The organism is Pseudacidovorax sp. (genome assembly GCF_017991995.1).
Classification (GTDB): domain Bacteria; phylum Pseudomonadota; class Gammaproteobacteria; order Burkholderiales; family Burkholderiaceae_C; genus Xenophilus.
Window position 1 is genome coordinate 78,247 of sequence record NZ_JAGOPN010000021.1, and the last position, 17,760, is coordinate 96,006.

At 74.1% G+C, this 17,760-nt stretch carries 12 protein-coding genes; 9 read left to right on the plus strand and 3 right to left on the minus strand.

Annotated elements, in window-relative coordinates; genetic code table 11:
* Positions 1 to 31: 31 nt before the first annotated feature.
* From KBC94_RS24140 to KBC94_RS24155, 4 genes are read left to right on the plus strand one after another with little or no spacing between them, the layout of a single operon-like run.
* Positions 32 to 667 (plus strand): hypothetical protein, encoded by a 636-nt coding sequence (locus tag KBC94_RS24140; protein WP_294376332.1) that lies wholly within the window; start codon positions 32 to 34, stop codon positions 665 to 667.
* Positions 664 to 1,827 carry an efflux RND transporter periplasmic adaptor subunit gene (locus KBC94_RS24145; protein WP_294376334.1) on the plus strand — a complete coding sequence of 388 codons (1,164 nt, stop codon included), beginning with the start codon at positions 664 to 666 and terminating at the stop codon, positions 1,825 to 1,827. Before KBC94_RS24140 ends, KBC94_RS24145 begins: the two co-directional genes overlap by 4 nt.
* Complete coding sequence (locus KBC94_RS24150) at positions 1,821 to 3,830, plus strand: ABC transporter permease (protein ID WP_294376471.1); 2,010 nt, start codon at positions 1,821 to 1,823, stop codon at positions 3,828 to 3,830. The genes KBC94_RS24145 and KBC94_RS24150 overlap by 7 nt, the downstream gene beginning before the upstream one ends.
* A 2-nt stretch (positions 3,831 to 3,832) precedes the next feature.
* On the plus strand, positions 3,833 to 5,260 hold the full coding sequence (locus KBC94_RS24155; RefSeq protein WP_294376336.1) for an efflux transporter outer membrane subunit: 1,428 nt from the start codon (positions 3,833 to 3,835) through the stop codon (positions 5,258 to 5,260).
* A gap of 11 nt (positions 5,261 to 5,271) precedes the next feature.
* Here the strand turns inward: KBC94_RS24155 and KBC94_RS24160 are convergent, their stop codons facing one another.
* Positions 5,272 to 6,921, minus strand: a complete 1,650-nt coding sequence (locus KBC94_RS24160) for an FAD-dependent oxidoreductase (RefSeq protein ID WP_294376339.1) — start codon at positions 6,919 to 6,921, stop codon at positions 5,272 to 5,274.
* The gene (locus KBC94_RS24165) at positions 6,918 to 7,907 is read right to left on the minus strand and encodes a tripartite tricarboxylate transporter substrate binding protein (protein ID WP_234195532.1); all 990 of its coding nucleotides are present in this window, start codon (positions 7,905 to 7,907) and stop codon (positions 6,918 to 6,920) included. Before KBC94_RS24165 ends, KBC94_RS24160 begins: the two co-directional genes overlap by 4 nt.
* A gap of 151 nt (positions 7,908 to 8,058) precedes the next feature.
* Between KBC94_RS24165 and KBC94_RS24170 the strand changes: the two genes are divergently transcribed.
* Together KBC94_RS24170 and KBC94_RS24175 are read left to right on the plus strand one after the other, a co-directional pair.
* A complete protein-coding gene (locus KBC94_RS24170; RefSeq protein ID WP_294376342.1) occupies positions 8,059 to 8,955 on the plus strand; it encodes a LysR family transcriptional regulator in 897 nt (298 codons plus the stop codon).
* 85 nt (positions 8,956 to 9,040) lie between these two features.
* Positions 9,041 to 11,848 carry an ATP-binding protein gene (locus KBC94_RS24175; protein ID WP_294376346.1) on the plus strand — a complete coding sequence of 936 codons (2,808 nt, stop codon included), beginning with the start codon at positions 9,041 to 9,043 and terminating at the stop codon, positions 11,846 to 11,848.
* 27 nt (positions 11,849 to 11,875) lie between these two features.
* Here the strand turns inward: KBC94_RS24175 and KBC94_RS24180 are convergent, their stop codons facing one another.
* Complete coding sequence (locus tag KBC94_RS24180) at positions 11,876 to 13,411, minus strand: iron-containing redox enzyme family protein (RefSeq protein ID WP_294376348.1); 1,536 nt, start codon at positions 13,409 to 13,411, stop codon at positions 11,876 to 11,878.
* Positions 13,412 to 13,717: 306 nt separating this feature from the next.
* Here KBC94_RS24180 and KBC94_RS24185 point away from each other — a divergent pair, with 306 nt between their 5' ends.
* The 3 genes from KBC94_RS24185 (at position 13,718) to KBC94_RS24195 (ending at position 17,728) form a co-directional block, all read left to right on the plus strand.
* Positions 13,718 to 14,947 (plus strand): MFS transporter, encoded by a 1,230-nt coding sequence (locus KBC94_RS24185; protein ID WP_294376351.1) that lies wholly within the window; start codon positions 13,718 to 13,720, stop codon positions 14,945 to 14,947.
* 32 nt (positions 14,948 to 14,979) lie between these two features.
* Positions 14,980 to 17,229, plus strand: coding sequence for an ATP-dependent DNA helicase (locus KBC94_RS24190; protein ID WP_294376353.1), 2,250 nt, complete (start codon positions 14,980 to 14,982; stop codon positions 17,227 to 17,229).
* A 76-nt stretch (positions 17,230 to 17,305) separates the two neighbouring features.
* A complete protein-coding gene (locus KBC94_RS24195) occupies positions 17,306 to 17,728 on the plus strand; it encodes a PAS domain S-box protein (protein WP_294376358.1) in 423 nt (140 codons plus the stop codon).
* Positions 17,729 to 17,760 lie beyond the last annotated feature (32 nt).

Below are 17,760 nucleotides of genomic sequence, written 5' to 3' on the forward strand. Positions count from 1 at the left end.
CCGGAATGCCAGTCCGGCCGGGGTTCGTGCAGTGAGCGCCGTCTCGCCGTTGATGCACGCGGCGCTGCTGGCCGCAGGCGCCGGGTTGCTCTCGGTGGCGGCCACCCCGGCGTTGGCCGAGTCGCTCTGGCTGCAGCCCACCGCCCAGGGCGCGCGCCTTCGCGCCGGTCCGCCCGACCAGCCCGCCCTTGCCCTGCCACCGCTGCAGGCGCTGGCCGCGCCCGGTGCGGATGCGACGCACGTGCCCGGGCCCGACGGCCTCATCGCACGCGGCAACGCGGCGGCCGGCGACCTGCGCCTGACCGCGGTCGAGACCGAAGGGCAGCGCGTGCTGGTCCACCATCAGGCCCGCCTGGGCCGGAGGGAGACGTTGCCCGTCAATGACCTGGAGCTGGTGCCGACCGAGCCCGAGGGCCGGCGCTTCCGCCTGATGTGGAAGGGCCGCCCCGTGGCGGCCACCCAGGTCGAGGTGCAGACGGATGCCGGCTGGCAGCGCTTGCTGCGCCCCGAAGCGGACGGCTTGGTGACGCTGAGCACGCCCTTTCCCGGGCTCTATGTGCTGTCCGTGACAGCGAGCGTGGATGGCGGCAAGGTCCGCTTCGAGGGGCGCGACTATTCCGAGGTGCGCCACAGCGCCACGCTGAGTTTCGAGGTGACGTCTCCATGAAGCGGCGCTGGATCATGGCCGCCGTGGTGCTGGCCGCAGGCGCGGGCCTGGCGGCATGGATGGCGCAGCCCGCCGTGCAGCACCAGACCGAGACCGTGCGCCGCCATGACGTGGAGGCCAGCGTGACCGCCATCGGCACCCTGCAGCCGCGCCGCTTCGTGGACGTGGGGGCGCAGGTCTCGGGGCAGATCCGCCGCCTGCACGTGGCGGCCGGCGACACCGTGCGCCAGGGCCAGTTGCTGGTGGAGATCGACCCCAGCGTGCAGCAGGCCGTGGTCGATGCCGGCCGTGCCCAATTGCAGGCCCTGCGTGCGCAGCTGGCCGAGGAAGAAGCGCAATGGCAGCGGGCCCGCGACCAGGCCGCGCGGCAGCTGCGGCTGGATGCCGACGGCGCCACGCGCGGCGAGGACGTGCAGGCGGCCCGGGCCGAGCTGGCCGTGCGCAGCGCCCGCCTGGACCAGTGGCGCGCCCAGATCGCCCAGACCCGCGCCACCCAGCGCGCCGACGAAGCCCGCCTGGGCTACACCCGCATCTATGCGCCCATGGACGGCACGGTGATCGGCGTCGAGGCGCGCGAGGGGCAGACCCTCAACGCCACCTACCAGACGCCGCGTGTGCTGCGCCTCGCCGACCTGGCCACCATGACCGTGTGGACCGAGGTCTCCGAGGCCGACATCGGCCGCGTGCGCGCCGGCATGCCGGCCAGCTTCACCACGCTGGGTGGCGAGGACCAGGCGCAACCCCGGCGCTGGCACAGCCGCGTGCGGCAGGTGCTGCCCGCTCCGCCGCTGGCCGAGAAGGGCGCCGATGCCGCCGCGGCGCCCGCCGCCACCAAGGCCGTGACCTATACCGTGCTCTTCGACGTGGACAACGCCGACGGCGCGCTGCTGCCGCAGATGACCGCCCAGGTGGGCCTGCGCGTGGCGCAGGCGCCGCAGGCCGTGGCCGTGCCGCTGTCGGCGCTGCAGCCGGTGCCCGGCCAGCCCGGGCGCACCCAGGTGCGGGTGCTGGATGCACGCACCGGCGCCCAGGTCCGTGAGGTGCAGCTGGGCGTGCGCAGCCGCCACCTGGCCGAGGTGACGCGGGGCCTGGCCGAAGGCGAGCAGTTGATCGTCGGCGAGACGCAGGTGCCCCGGTGGCCCGCGTGGCTGCAATGGTGAGCGCGGGGCCGGCCCCTGCGCCGCCGCTGATCGCGCTGGCCGGCGTGCGCAAGCGCTACGGCGGCGGCAGCAGCAGCGGCCAGCCCGAGACGGAGGTGCTGCATGGCATCGACCTGGAGATCCGCGCGGGGGAATTCGTGGCCATCGTGGGCCAGTCCGGCTCGGGCAAGTCCACGCTGATGAACCTGCTGGGCGGCCTGGACCGGCCCAGCGCCGGCCACTACCGCTTCGAGGGGCGCGACGTCGCCTCGCTGGACCCGGACGCGCTGGCCCGGCTGCGCCGCGAGGCCTTCGGCTTCGTCTTCCAGGGCTATCACCTGATCGCCAGCGAGACGGCGCGCGAGAACGTGGAGCTGCCGGCCCTGTACGCCGGCCTGGCGCCGCCAGCGCGCGCCGACCGGGCGCGGGCCCTGCTCGCGCGCCTGGGCCTGGCGGACAAGACCGAGCACCGGCCGCACCAGCTCTCGGGCGGCCAGCAGCAGCGCGTGGCCATCGCCCGGGCGCTGATGAACGGCGGTCGCGTGCTGCTGGCCGACGAGCCCACGGGTGCGCTCGACAGCGCCAGCGGCGCCGAGGTGATGGCACTCCTGCACCAGCTCGCGGACGAGGGCCACACCATCGTGCTGATCACCCACGACCGCGGCGTGGCCGAGCAGGCGCACCGCGTGGTGGAGATCCGGGACGGCCGCATCGTGGCCGATGGCCCGGGGCCGGGCGCGGCATCGTCGACGTCGGCCGCATCGGCCGCGGCAGGTGGCACGCAGGCCGCTACCGCACCGATGCCGCCCGGCTCGCCCGGGCCGGCCCGGGCCTGGCATGCCGACCTGGGCGAGGCCGCGCGCGCCGCCTGGCGCGGCATGGGCCGCAACCGCCTGCGCACCGGCCTCACCCTGCTCGGCATCGTGATCGGCGTGGCCTCGGTCATCGTCATGCTGGCCGTGGGGGAGGGGGCACGCCAGCGCGTGGTGCAGCAGATGGGCACCCTGGGCACCACCATCATGTACCTGGGCGGCAGCGCGCCGGCCGAAGGGGGGCCGCCGGGCCGCATCACCGACGAGGACCTCTCGGCCATCGCCGGCCTGCCGGACGTGGCCCATGTCATGCCCGTCATCGGCGACCCGATCCCGGTGCGCCGCGGCCGGCTGGAGCGGCAGGTCTACGTGTTCGCGGCCGAATGGTTCATGCCCCGGGTGCACCAGTGGCCGCTGGCGCAGGGCCGCTTCTATACCGAGGCCGAAGACCGTGCGCTCACGCCCCTGGTGGTGCTGGGCCATCGGGCGAAGGCGCATTTCTTCCCCGGCGATCCGGACCCGCGGGGCCGGCAACTGCTGATCGGCGATTCGCCCTTCGAGGTCATCGGCACGCTGGCCGAGCGGGGCGCGGAGTCCGGCGCGCAAAGCTACGACGACATGGTCTTCATTCCCTACCGCGCGGGCCGGGCGCGCGTCTACCGCGTGCAGACGCAGCCCGACTACACGGTCGTCGCCGCCGCCTCGCCGCGGCAGGTGGCGCCGGCCGAAGCGGCCATCCGCCGCCTGCTGCTGGCGCGCCACGGCCGCGCCGATTTCGAGATCAGCAACGCCGCGGCGCGCCTGCAGGCCGAGGCCCAGACGCGCCGCAGCATGACGATGATGCTGGGCCTCATCGCCGCCGTCTCGCTGGTGGTGGGCGGCATCGGCGTGATGAACGTGATGCTGATGACGGTGCGCGAGCGGCTGCGTGAGATCGGCATCCGCATGGCCGTCGGCGCCCGCCAGCGCGACGTGCAGCGGCAGTTCCTGACCGAGGCGGTGCTGCTGACGCTGACGGGCGGTGTGGCCGGCGTGCTGGCCGGCGGCATCACCGGCGCCGTGCTGGTCGCCAGCGGCGTGCCGGTGGTGTTCTCGGTCCGCGCGATGGCCGGCGCGTTCGCCTGTGCGCTGGCGACCGGGCTGGTCTTCGGCTGGGCGCCGGCGCGTTCGGCGTCGCGCCTGGACCCGGTCGTGGCCCTGGCGGGAGATTGAGCATGCGGCACGACATCCCGACGACCCGCGGCGCCGCCGTGCGCGGATTCGCGATGGCGGTGCTGGTGGGGCTGCTGGCCGGCTGCGCCATGCCGCGGCTGCCGGCCGCGCCGGCCTCGGCACCGCCCCTGCCGGCGCAGTGGTCCGTTCCCCTGCCGCCATCCGCGGTGGCCGATGCCGCCGAGCCGGCCGGGGACGGCTGGTGGCGGCGCTTCGGCAGCGCCGAACTCGATGCGCTGGTGCTGCGCGTGCAGTCCGGCTCCCTCGACCTGGCCGCCGCGGCAGCGCGGCTGCGTCAGGTGCAGGCCCGGGCACGGCAGGCCGAGGCGGGGCGCTGGCCGGTCCTGGAGGCCCAGGCCCAGGTCCGTCGCCAGGGCGCGTTCGGGGGCCAGGCCGCCGCTGCCGATCCGCGCCATGCGCTGAGTCTGGATGCCGCCTGGGAATGGGACCTGTGGGGCCGCCTCGGCGCCGAGCGGGATGGGGCGCAGGCCGCCGTCCAGGCCAGCGCGCTCGATGCGCAGGCGCTGCGCCTGACCCTGACGGCCGCCGCGGCCGAGGCATGGCTCGAAGCGGTCGGCCTGGCCGAGCGCATCCGCATCGGCGAAGCGAGTCTGGCCGCGGCCGAGCGCATCGCGGCGCTGACCGAGGTGCGCAGGCGGGCGGGCACGGCCACGGCCTTGGAGGCCAGCCGCCAGCGCGGCCTGGTGCAGGCGCAGCGCGCGCAGGTGCAGGCGCTGCGCCAGCGGGTGGGAGAGGTCCGTGCCACGCTGACGATCCTCACGGCCCAGCCTGATCCAAGCTGGACGCCCCGAAGCCGCCTGGCGCAGCTGGCGCCGCCCGTCGTGGCAACCGGCCTGCCGGCAGGGCTGCTGGCGCGCCGGCCCGACATCGCACGCGCGGCCGCCCTGCTGGCTGCCGCCGACGCGCAGCGTCTGGCCGCGGAGGCCGCCCGCTGGCCCCGGCTGACGCTGACCGCCAGCCTGGGCGCCGAAAGCGCCTCGTCGCGCACGCTGCTGCGCGATCCCGCCTATGCGCTGGCGGTGGGGCTGGTGGCGCCCCTGCTCGGCGGCGGCCGCCTGGCGGCCGAACGGGACGAGGCGGTGGCCGTGCGGGAGGAGCGGTTGGTCGCCTACCGGCAGTCGGTCGTGCAGGCCTTTGCCGAGGTCGAAGCGGCCCTGCAGTCGCAGGCCGCGCTGCACGCGCGGCGCGAGGCCCAGGCCGCTGCGCTGGCCGAGGCCCGCCAGGCACAGCGCCTGGCCGAGGCGCGATGGCGCGCGGGGGCCGACGACGCGCTGGCCTTGCTGGACGCGCAGCGCACTCTCTTCTCGGCCGAGGACGAGGCCGCGGTCCTGCACCAGGCCATGCTGCAGATGCAGGTGCGGCTCTACCGCGTCCTGGGCGGCGGTTGGAGCGTTGATGCCCTGTGGTGAACTTGCGTCCTTCAGCGCGCCGTCTGGTAGCCGGTGCGCAGCGTCGGCGTGAGTGCGCCGAAGCGCGGCCAGGCCAGCATCACGCCCTGGCGCTGCAACAGGCGCTGGAAGTCCGCCAGCAGGCTCGGCGTGCTGCGCACGGCCCGTGGCAGGGTGCCGCGCTGCAGCGCGAAGGCGGCGAGCAGGCCGGCGGCCTCGCCGATGCTCCATTCGGTCTGGTGCTCGCGGTAGGCGCCGTTGGTCACGCGCGTGGTGCCGATGTTCTTGCAGGCCGGCAGCAGGTTGTCCACCCGCACCGGCAGCAGTGCGCCCAGCGGAATCTGGAAGGGGTAGGCGTCGATGTCCACCGTGTTGCGCCCGCGTGTGCTCGGGTGCAGGTCGATGCGGTAGCCGCCCAGGCCCACGCTGTCCGCGAAGGGCTCGGCACCGTCGTGGCCGGGCCGCGCCTGCACGCCGATGTGCTGCTCCAGCACGGTGAACTCCGCCGCGATGCGGCGGCCTTCGCGGTAGTAGGCCTGCTTGGCCAGGCCGTCGGCCGTGCCCAGCACGTCGCCGCGCAGGCGCAGCTCCGGGTAGCCTTCGCCGCCGTCGTGGCGCGGCGCCTCGGTCTGCATCCAGTAGAAGAAGGCCAGGCTCAGTTCGCGCGCGGCCTGCAGGGCCTGCTGCTGCGCCGTGCGGTCCACGCCCACCAACGGCTGCTCCCAGTAGTCCATCTGCGGCCAGTTGGCCAGCGTGATGTCGCTGGCATAGGCGCCCGGCGCGAAGTGCCCGCGCCAGGCGATGCGGCGCGCATGCCACAGGTCGTACAGGCCCTCTTCGTCGGTCGGGCCGACGAAGAGGGGACGCACGCGCGGCTGGTGGGTCACGAAGTCGCTGAGGGTCCAGCTCAGCTGCGGGCCGGGCCAGCAGGGCAGCTGCAGCGTGCGCAGGCGGTCGTAGTCGCGCGGGCGCTCGATGGTGTGGTCCTCGCCGGGCCGAAGCTCGGCCGCCAGGCACCAGGTGATGGCCTGCTGGTCGTACGGATCGGCCTCGTCCAGCGCATGCGGCTCGCCGGTCTGCGCGCGGGCCTCGGCGCCGAACACATGCTCGACGCCGGCCAGCGGCAGCAGGTCGCCGATTTCGGTGGCGTCGATGAACATGCCGGCCTGCAGCACGCGGCGGCGGCCTTCGCGCAGGTCGAAGACCTCCAGGGCCTGCACCGTGTCGCCTTGCACCTGGGCGGCATCGATGCGGTGCTCACGTAGCACGACGAGGCGGCCGGCCGCCTCGTGCGGCGCCAGTAGCGCGTCGATCACCCGCACGGCCACCCAGGGCTCGTGGCAGAGCGTGCTGACGTTGCCCTGGCCCGGGTTGAGCCGCGGATGCAGCCGTGCCTCGGGCGTGAGCGGCAGGTGGTCGCGGTAATAGGCCCGGATGCCCTGGCGCAGCTGGGCGTAGCTCAGCGATGCGCTGACATGCTCGATCCATGGATGCTCGTCGAAGGGCACGCCCTGCGCGGTGAGCTGGCCGCCGAGCCAGTCGAGCTCTTCGACCAGCACCACGCGCAGCCCCTGGCGCAGCGCGGCCAGGGTGGCGGCGATGCCGCCCAGCCCGCCGCCCGCGACCACCAGGTCGGCCTGCAGCTCATGGCCGAGGCCGCGTGCGTGCACCGCGCTCGTCATTCGGCGCGCAGCCCCAGGCGGCGGATGGCGTCGCCGTAGCGCACCGTCTCGGTGGCGATCAACTGGCCGAAGGCCGCGCTGGTGCCGCCGCCCGGCTCCACGCCCAGCGCCTGCAGGCGCTGCTGCACCGCCGGCTGGGCGAGGGCGGCATTCACCTCGCGGTTCAGGCGGTCCACGATGGCCGGCGGTGTGGCGGCCGGGGCCAGGATGCCGAACCAGCCGGTCACCTCGAAGCCGGGCAGCGCCAGCTCGGCCACCGTGGGCACCTCGGGCAGCACGGCCGAACGTTTCGCCGTCGTCACGGCCAGCGCGCGCAGCTTGCCGGTCTGGATGTGGGGCAGGGCGCTGGACGGGATGTCGAAGCCCAGGTCCACCTCGCCCGCCAGCAGCGCCGTGAGGGCCGGGCCGGAGCCCTTGTACGGAATCATCTGCATGTCGACCTTCGCGTCGCTCTTGAGGAACTCCGCGGCCAGGCTGGTGGTGGTGGCCCCGCCGCCGCCCGCGGCGTAGTTGAGCTTGCCGGGCGACTTGCGTGCCGCGTCGAGCACGGCGCGGAAGTCCTTGAAGGGCGAGGCGGCCGGCACCACCACCACGACCGGTGAGGCGCCGACCTTGGCCACCGGCGCGAAGGTCTTGACGGTGTCGTAGTTGAGCCTGGGGTAGAGCGAGGTGCTGCCCGGGAAGCCGCTGGTCACGAACAGCAGCGTGTGGCCGTCCGCCGGAGCGGTGGCCACGTAGCTGGTGGCGATGGTGGCGCCCGCGCCGGGGCGGTTGTCCACCACCACGGTCTGGCCGAGCGCCTTGCCCAGCGCGTCGCCCATGAGCCGGGCCAGGATGTCGCCCGACCCGCCGGGCGCGAAGCCGACCACCAGGGTGATCGGCTTGGAGGGATAGCTCTGGGCCCAGGCCGTGGGCGTCAGGGCGGCGGTGCCGAGGGCGGTGGCGGCGGCCACCGCCAGCCAGCGGCGGCGAAGCATTCGTTGCATGGTTGTCTCCGTGGAAGGTGTGGCACCGATGCTAGGAACCGCTGGCCCCGGCGCCCAATACCAAGGCTTTGGCGGGGCATGCCTGGCTGTTATGGTTGGCGGTGTCGATGAATCTCTGCTGTTCTGGCCTTCGTGGCCTCGGCCCCTCGCCATGAACCTGCGCCAGATCGAAGTCTTCCGGGCCGTGATGAGCGCCGGCTCGATCACGGGCGCCGCCCGGCTGCTGCATGTGTCGCAGCCGGGCGTGAGCCGGCTGGTCCGCCACCTGGAAGTGCAGCTGGGTGTGGCCCTGTTCGAGCGGCGCAACGGCCGGCTCTTCGCCACGCCGGAGGCGCGGGCGCTGCAGGTGGAGGTCGACAAGGTCTACCGGGGTGTGCGTCATGTGCAGGACGTGGCGCAGCACCTGCGCTTCGGTGCCCACGCGACGCTGCGCGTGCTCTCCAGTGCCAACACGGCACTGGAACTGGTGCCGCGCGCCACGGCGCGGCTGCTCGCGCGCTTTCCGGATGCGCAGGTCGGCTTCGAGGCGCTGCCCACGCGCGAGATCGTCAAGCTGCTGGTGGCGGAGGACGCGGACCTCGCCGTCTCCTCCGCGCCGCTGGAGCATCCCGTGCTCGACCTGCGCGAGATCGGCCAGTGGCGCCTGATGTGCGCCCTCGCGCCGGGGCACTGCCTGCTGGCGGCACCGGTCTTCGACTTCGATGCGGCGCTGCGCGAGCGGCTCGTGCTCTACAGCCCCGAGGCACCCCAGAGCCAGGTCATCGACCGCTGGCTGGCCGAACGCGACATCGTGCCGCGGCGTGCGGTGGAGGTGCGCTCTGGCCATGCTGCCTGTGCCATGGCGGCCAGCGGCGCCGGCGTGGCCTTCGTCGACGACCTGTCGGCGCGCAGCTTCGCGCCGGGCCGCCTGGTGCTGGTGCCCGTGCCCCAGGCGCCCGCCTTTCCGTTGCTGGCCGCCAGCAACACGCACCGGCCGCTCTCCACGCTCGGCCAGGTCTTCATGCAACTGCTGGACGAGGAGTTCGCCGCACTGGCTGCGCCGGGATGACCCCGGCACACGGCGGCCCGGGGGCTGCTGCACAATCGCGCGGCCACGCCCGCCGGCGGCCGGCCCCACCCCCCCGAGGAGACGCATGCGCATCATCACGATGCAGGGCCGGCTGATGCTGATCGCATCGATGGCCATCCTTCCGCTGGCCATCGTCTGCGGCCTGGCGCTGTACGCGCTGGCCGAAAGCCAGCAGGACCAGCACCGGGCCAGCACCCTGGGCGTGGCCCGCGCCGTCGCCACCGCGGTGGACAGCGAACTGCGCCTGACCATCGCCGCCCTCGACGCCCTCGCGCTGACCGAGCCGCTGGGCACCCAGGCCGGCGCCGGCCTGACCCAGGCGACGCGGCTGGCCACCGCCGTGCGGCGCTCGCATCCCGAGTGGCTGGCGCTGGTGCTCGCGGCGCCGGACGGGCGCCTGCTTTTCAACACCGATGGCGGCGTCTCGGGCGCGCTGCGGCGCGTGGTCGACGACGACAGCCTGCAGCGGGTGCTGCGCACCGGGCAGCCCGCCGTCGGCGCCATGGTGCCGGGGCCGGCAGGCCGACTCGCCTTCGCGGTGCGCGTGCCCGTGATCCGCGACGGCCAGACCCTCCAGGTGCTGACCGCGGTCGTGCGGCCGGAGGCCATCACCGCCGTGCTGGGCCGCCAGCGCGTGCCCGAGGGCTGGTCGGTGTCGGTCTTCGACTCGCGCGAGCGCCGCGTGGCGCGCAACATCGACGACGCCCGCTTGCGCGGCAGCGGTCCGAGCGACACGCTGCGCCGCCTGCTGGCGGAGATGGGCGATGCGCCCGACGGCGTCGGCCGCTCGACCAACGTGGACGGCGTGCGCTCGCAGACCGCCGTGGCCCGGCTGGAGTCGGCGCCGTGGTTCGTCGTGCTGGGCGCATCGGCCGACCTGGCCGAGTCGCCGCTGCGCCGCACCTATGTCGCCTACCTCGGCGGCCTGCTCTTCTCCCTGGCCTACGGGGCGCTGGCCGCGTGGTGGATCTCGCGCGGCGTCACCGGCCCCATGGCCCGGCTGCGCCAGCAGGCCGACGCGCTGGGCCGGGGCGAGCCGGTTGCGATGGCGCCTTCCGGTGTGCCCGAGGTGGAGGCCGTGGCGGACGCGCTGGCGGCGGCCTCGCTGCAGCGACGGCGCAGCGAGGCCGAGCGCCAGCAGCTGCTGGAGGCCGAGCGCGCGGCCAGCACGGCCGCGCAGGCGGCCCAGCAGCGGCTGGCCCGGCTGGTCAGCGCCGGCGCGGTGCTGTCGCAGTCGCTGGAGGAGGAGGCCACGCTGCGCGCCATCGCCGCGCTGATCGTGCCCTCGGTGGGCGACCTCTGCCGCATCGACCTGCTGGACGAACACGGCATGCTGCAGCGCAAGCTGACGCACCACTTCGACCCCGCGCGCACGGCCGCCATCGCCGCCCTGGTGGAGACGCGCGCCGCGCCGGCGGATGCGCCCGGCGCCTTTCCCTGGGCCGTGGCCACCGGCCGCAGCTTCCTGCGCAACATCGAGGACGAGGGCATGCCCGAGGCGCTCGATCCGCAGTTGCGGGAGTTCGTGCAGGCCTTCGGCGTCACGGCCGGCTGCATCGTGCCGCTGGTCGCGCGCGGCCGCACCATCGGCGCGATGGCGGTGCTGCAGGCCGAGTCGGGCCGCCGCTTCACGCCCGAGGACGGCGCGTTGATCAACGACCTGGCCCAGCGCGCCGCGCTGGCGCTGGACAACGTGCGGCTGTTCGCCCGGGCCCGCGCGGCGCAGAAGCAGGCCGAGGACGCCAACCAGGCCAAGGACGAGTTCCTGGCCATGTTGGGCCACGAGCTGCGCAACCCGCTCGCGCCCATCGCGCTGGCGCTGCAGCTGGTGCAGCGCCGCGACCCGCAGGCCTTCCCGCGCGAGCGGCAGATCATCGAGCGGCAGGTGCGCCACCTGTCCCGCATGGTGGACGACCTACTGGACGTCTCGCGCATCGTCTCGGGCAAGATCGTCCTGCGCCCCGAGACGCTGGACCTGCGCGACGTGGTGGCGCGGGCCCTGGAGCTCACGCTGCCCGTGCTGCAGCAGCGCCCAGAGATGCCCGTGGTGAGGCTGCCCGCCGAGCCCGTGCCGGTCCATGGCGACCCGCTGCGCCTGGCGCAGGTGGTCGGCAACCTGCTGAACAACGCCGCCAAGTTCACCGAGGCGGGCAAGGCCATCCGCGTGGTGCTGGCGGTGGACACGGCGGCTGCGCATCCGCAGGCGGTGCTGCAGGTCATCGACGAGGGCATCGGCATCGCGCCCGAGCTGTTGCCGCGCGTCTTCGAACGCTTCGTGCAGGGCGAGCAGCCGCTGCAGCGGGCCGCGGGCGGCCTGGGGCTGGGCCTGGCGATTGCGCAGAGCCTGGCCGGGCTGCACGGCGGTGCCATCACCGTGCACAGCGCGGGCGTGGGGCGGGGCAGCACCTTCGAGCTGCGCCTGCCCCTTCACGCACTGCCCGCAGCCGCGGCAGAGGCGACCGCGCCCCCTGCGCTGCCGCGCCAGGTCCTGTCGCTGCTCGTCGTGGATGACAACCAGGACGCGGCCGATTCGCTGGCCAGCTGGCTGGAGCTGGAAGGGCACCGCGTGCGCGTGGTGTATTCGGCAGAGGCGGCCCTGGACGCCCTGGCCGAGCAGCCGGCGGAGGGGGCCATCGTGGACATCGGGCTGCCGGGACTGAGCGGGCACGAGCTGGCCACGCGTCTGCGCGCCCAGCCCGCCACCGCCCGCATGGCGCTGATCGCGCTCACCGGCTATGGCCGCGAGGCCGACCGGCACAAGGCACTGGCCGCCGGCTTCGACGACCACTTCGCCAAGCCGGCCCAGGTGGAGATCCTGCTCGCGCGCCTGCTGGCGCTGGACACCGGGCGTCGCGCCGCGCACGGCGCCTGAAGCCCCCGGCGGGCGGCGCAGGCGCGTTCAGGCGGCCCGCATCATCTGGGCGACGTGACGGGTGGCTTCCAGCCCTGCCGGCCCCCAGTGCATGGCCGGCCCCAGCAGCCGGCGCAGCGCCGCGCCGCGACCGGCCGCATCGTCGCCGTCCAGCACCTGCCGCAACTCGGCGAGGTCCGGATCGAGCGTGCTGCCGTCCTCGGCCAGCGTGGCCAGCGACAGCGGCGTCTGACCCTGCGCGGCCCGGCGCACATGCCGGAAGGCGCGCGGGGGCGCCGGCGCCCGGGCCGCCGGGCCGGCGCGGACGAACGCCGCCCCATCGGCCGCGGCATCGCCGCGGATCCAGTCGTAGATGACCTGAAGCTCGTAGTCGCCGAAGACGCCGAACATGCTCGCGTGCTCGCCTTGCAGCAGGGCCCAGAAGCGGCTCTGCGCGGGGTCGCTGCCCCGCACCAGCCACCCCTTGCGTTCTAAGGCGGCCACGAAACCGCCGATGGCGGCCGGATCGGCCAGCCACTGGTTGACCGTGCGGCCTTCGATGCGGCAGTAGTCGGAATGAGCCAGGCTGCCTTCACCGGCCCGGCCCCCCAGCACCTGCAGCAGGGCCTCGTGGGGGTCGAAGGCGGCGATGGCGTCCGTGGTGCCCGGGCCGGCGTTGCTCAGCATGTAGCCGTCGGCCACCCGGGCCCAGAAGGTCTCGCGGTCGGCCAGGGCGGGCAGGTTCTCGGCCGCGGCCCGCAGGGCGCGCTGCGCATGGCCGCCCGCGGCGTTGTCCACCGTCACATGCAGCGTGAAGTAGGTCGGGTCGATGCCCAGCTCGTCCAGCTCGTAGGCCGTGATCAGCAGGTGCAGGGGCAACTGCTCGTAGCCCAGGTTGAAGCCGATCACCTCAGGCAGCAGCTCGGTGGTGCAGGCGGCCAGCGACAGCTGCAGCGCGCCCTGCACATAGGCCTCGTCAGGCTGTTCGGCCCAGTCCACGATGCCCATGGCATCGAGCAGGCGGCGGTAGAGCAGCACGTGGTTCTTGTCGGGGTCGCCGTCGCCCAGTTCCTCCACGTAGGTAAGGATCAGGTCGTTGAGGTGCGGATTGGCGGCATCGGGCAGCAGGCCATACAGCCAGGCGCCATCGACCAGCTTGGTGGGCGCGACCGCGCGCAGGAAGTTGAGCGCATGCGAGCGGCTGCCGAAGTAGCGCCGTGGCCCGCCCGCCTTGCGCACGGCCAGATAGGCCTGGTAGGCCGCGCCGGTCGAGGCCAGGTTGGCCTGTTGCCAGGCGGCCAGGCCGTCGGGCGAAGCGGGCAGGTCGCAGGGCTGCGTCCGCATCTCGGCCCGCCAGCGCTCGATGAAGGCGCGGGCCTGGGCGCGCAGCGCGTCGTCCGGTTGGTCGTTGGCCTGCAGCAGCGCGTCGTACAGCGCGCGGGCGCCGTGGGCCAGCGCACGGCCGTCCTCGTTCGCGGCAGGGGCGCCAGCCCGGGGCTGCAGCGGCGCCGCGGGCGAGGCGGTGGTGAGGTGGTGCATCTGGGCTTCTTCGGCGGCCCTTCGGGCAAGGGGTGTGTTCTGCATGGATCCACCATCGGGGTGTTGGCCGGTCACGTCGGCAAGGGCGCAGCGCGGGTGGCTGTCGGCCGGGACCGACCCCCCGCCCCCGGACTACACCCGCCGCTGCGCGATGTGCGGCGCCCTGGCGGTGCCGTCCTACGAGCCACCCCCTGCGGGCTGCGCCGCCTTCATGGGTTTCGGCCTGCGCGACAGCCCGCATGGGCCCGCTGTGGCAGCATCCGCGCTCCCACGGCGGGCCTGCCGCCGTTCCAGCGGCGCCCGTCGTCGGCCACGACCTTCGCGCACCTGCGGGTGCTGCCTTTCTCTTGCATGCCTGCCTTCCCCACTGCTTCCACGTCCTCCCGCCCGCGATCCGGCCCCGTTGCGCAGAACCTGGGGCTGCTCGCCCTGTCGATCGTGCTCATCGCCTTCAATCTGCGGCCGGTGTTCTCCAGCCTGTCGGTGGTGCTGCCCGACATCGTGGCGGCCACCGGCATGTCGGCGGCCGCGGCCAGTGCACTGACCACGCTGCCCGTGATCTGCCTCGGCGCCTTCGCGATGGTGGCACCCTGGCTCGGCCGGCGCCTGGGCATCGAGCGCACGCTGCTGGCCTGCATGGTGCTCATCACCGCCGGCACGCTGCTGCGCGGCTCGGCGCAACTGCCACTGCTGTTCGCGGCCTCGGCGCTGGCGGGCGTGGGCATCGCGGTGGCCAACGTGCTGCTGTCGGCCCTGGTCAAGCGCGACTTCGACAGCCGCACGGCGCTGATGATGGGCCTGTACACCATGGCCGTGTGCGCCGGCGCCGCCAGCGGGGCGGGCTTCACCGTGCCCTTGCAGCAGGCGCTGGGCCTGGGGTGGCAGGGCGCGCTGGCGATGTGGACCGTGCCGGCCGCGGTCGCCCTGGCGCTGTGGGCGCCGCGTGCCTGGCCGGCGCGGCGGGATGCCGGCGAATCCGCCTTCCGGGTGCGCGGCCTGTGGGGCGACGGGCTGGCCTGGCAGGTCACGCTGTTCATGGGCCTGCAGTCGGCGCTCGCCTATTCGGTGATGGGCTGGCTGGCGCCGGTGCTGCGCGAACGGGGCCTGGCCGCGGCCACGGCGGGCTTCGTGGTCTCGCTGTCGGTGCTGGTGCAGGTGCCCACCTGCCTGGTGCTGCCCACGCTGGCGCAGCGCCAGCGCAACCAGGTGGCGCTGGCCGTGGGACTGGCCGTGCTCACGGTGGCGACGCTGTGGGCCTGCATGTTCGCGCCGCTGGGCGGCATCTGGGGCTGGGCGGTGCTGCTGGGCATTGCGCAGGGCGGCACCTTCTCGCTGGCGCTCACGATGATCGTGATGCGCTCGCCCGACGCGCGCGTCGCCGCCCAGCTCTCGGGCATGGCGCAGGGCGTGGGCTACCTGGTGGCCGCGACGGGGCCGATGCTGGTGGGGTTGCTGCGGGCCTGGACGGGCAGCTTCCGCGCCTCGGCCCTGCTCTTCGGCGTCATCGGCGTGGCGCTGGCCCTGGCCGGCGCGGGTGCGGGGCGCGCGCGGGTTGTGCGCGCGGCGGCGCTTCTGCGCTGACGGCGACCGGCCCGCCCGGCTGCGCTCCCGCCATGTCCCGCGTCTCCGTCAAGTCGCTGTGTGCCTTCGCGGCCAAGGCGGGCGACCTGGACATCCGCTTCGTGCCGGCGCCCACCGCGCACGAAGGGCAGGCCGGCCATTCGCTGGTGCAGTCGCGGCGCGGACCGGGCTACGAGCGCGAGGTGGCGCTGGAGACGGTCGTCGACGGCTTGCAGGTGCGTGGCCGCGCCGACGGCTACGACGCCGGCCAGCGGCGGGTGGAGGAGATCAAGACCTTCCGCGGCGACTTCGCGCGCATCAAGGGCAACCACCGCGCGCTGCACTGGGCGCAGGCCAAGACCTATGCGGCCCTGCTGTGCGAGCGCGATGCGCTCACGTCGATCACCGTCGCCCTGGTCTACCTGGACCTCGCCAGCGGTGAGGAGACGGTGCTGCAGGAGCATTGCGAGGCGACTGCCCTGAAGGCCGCGCTGCAGGCCATGTGCGAGGCCTATGCCCGCTGGGCGCAGCAGGAGGAAGCGCACCGCGCGCAGCGCGATGCGCAGATGGCGCAGCTGGCCTTTCCGCACGGCGACTTCCGCGCCGGCCAGCACAAGCTCTCGCGCGACGTCTACCGCGCCGCCGCGTGCCGGCGCTGCCTGATCGCCCAGGCGCCCACGGGCATCGGCAAGACGCTGGCCACCACCTATCCGCTGCTGCGCGGCATGGCCGCGCACGGCACGGACAAGGTGTTCTTCCTCACCGCCAAGACGCCCGGACGGCAGGTGGCGCTCGACGCCCTGCGCCAGCTGGGCGATGACCGGGCGCTGCGGGTGCTGGAGCTGAGCGCACGCGAGTCCGCCTGCGAGCGCCCCGGTGCCGCCTGCCATGGCGACAGCTGCCCGCTGGCCAAGGGCTTCTACAACCGCCTGCCGGCGGCCCGCGCCGAAGCCGCCGAGGCCCGCTGGCTGGACCGGGAGGCGTTGCGCCGCATCGCGGCCGGCCATGGCGTGTGTCCCTACTTCCTGGGCCAGGAGATGGTGCGCTGGAGCGACGTGGTGGTGGGCGACTACAACTACTACTTCGACGGCACCGCCATGCTGCATGCGCTCGCCCGCGAGGAGGAATGGCAGGTGGCCGTGCTGGTCGACGAGGCCCACAACCTGGTGGACCGGGCACGCGCCATGTACTCGACCACGCTGGCCTTCACGCTGCTCGACGGCGGCGAGGCGGCGGCGCCGGCCTTCGTGCAGGCGGCCTTGCGACGGGTGCGGCGCGAATGGCGGCAGGTGTCGCGCGCCCAGACCGTGCCCTATGCCGCGGCCACCGACCTGCCCGAGCCGCTGGTGCGCAGCCTGGCCGATGCGGTCGCGGCCCTGTCGGAGCATGCGGCGCAGTCGTCGCCGGAGCTGCCCGGGCCGCTGCAGGCGCTGTTCTTCGGCCTGCTGGCGCTGGTGCGGCTGGCCGACGTCTTCGGGCCGCATTCGGTCTTCGAGGTGACGAACACGCCGCAGGGCGAGCCGCTGACCCTGGCCATCAGAAACCTGGTGCCGGCCGGCTTTCTGCGGCCGCGCTTCGCGGGGGCGTCCACGGCCGTGCTCTTCTCGGGCACCATCGCGCCCTTCGGCTACTACCGCGACCTGCTGGGCCTGCCCGAGGACACGGTGGAGCTGGAGGTGGACTCGCCCTTCCGCGCCGAGCAGCTGCGCGTGGAGGTGGCGCGCGACGTCTCCACGCGCCTGCGCGACCGTCCGCGCTCCCTGCCGCGGATCACGGCGGTGATGGCCCGGCAGTTCGCGCAGCGGCCCGGCAACTACATCGCCTTCTTCAGCAGCTTCGCGTACCTGGACATGGCCTTCGAGGCCTTCGCGCGGCAGCATCCCGGGGTGCCGGTCTGGCGGCAGTCGTCCGGCATGCCCGAACGCGAGCGCACCGCCTTCGTCGCCCGTTTCGCGCCGGGCGGGCAGGGCATCGCCTTCGCGGTGCTGGGCGGTGCCTTTGCGGAAGGCGTGGACCTGCCCGGCGACCGGCTGGTGGGTGCCTTCGTCGCCAGCCTGGGCCTGCCGCAGCACGACGAGGCCAACGAGGTGCTGCGCGAGCGCATGGAGGCCATGTTCGGCCAGGGCTATGCCTACACCTACCTCTACCCCGGCCTGCGCAAGGTGGTGCAGGCGGCGGGGCGTGTGGTGCGCACCGAGCAGGACACGGGCGTGGTGCACCTGCTGGACGACCGCTTTGCCCAGCCCGAGGTGCTGGCGCTGCTGCCGCGCTGGTGGACGGTGACGAGCGGCACGGCACCCTAGCTTTGGCCGGTTGCCGGTTTGACCTCGCGGCGTCGCTGCGTGCAGAGTTCGGGCGCCGTCTCAACGCCCGACCGGCATGGACAAGCCGCCCTCCCTGGGCAGCGTCAGCACGCTGCCCCGCCGCTCCGCGACCCCCGCTTCGGATTACCGGCGCATGGTGGAGGCCGTGGAGGACTACGCCATCTTCATGCTCGACGCCAACGGCGTGATCCTGAGCTGGAACCGTGGCGCGCAGCGCCTCAAGGCCTACGAGGCCGACGAGATCATCGGCCGGCATTTCTCCATCTTCTATCCGCCCGAGCTGCTGGCGCGGCGCTGGCCGGAGCACGAACTGGCCGTGGCGGTCCAGGTCGGCAAGTACGAGGAGGAAGGCTGGCGCCTGCGCAAGGACGGAACGCGCTTCTGGGCCAGCGTCATCATCACGCGCATCGATGGCGACCAGGGCCAGGTGCTGGGCTTCGTCAAGGTCACGCGCGACCTCACCGAGCGACAGCGTTAGCAGGAGGAGATCCGCGCCAGCGAGCAGCGCTT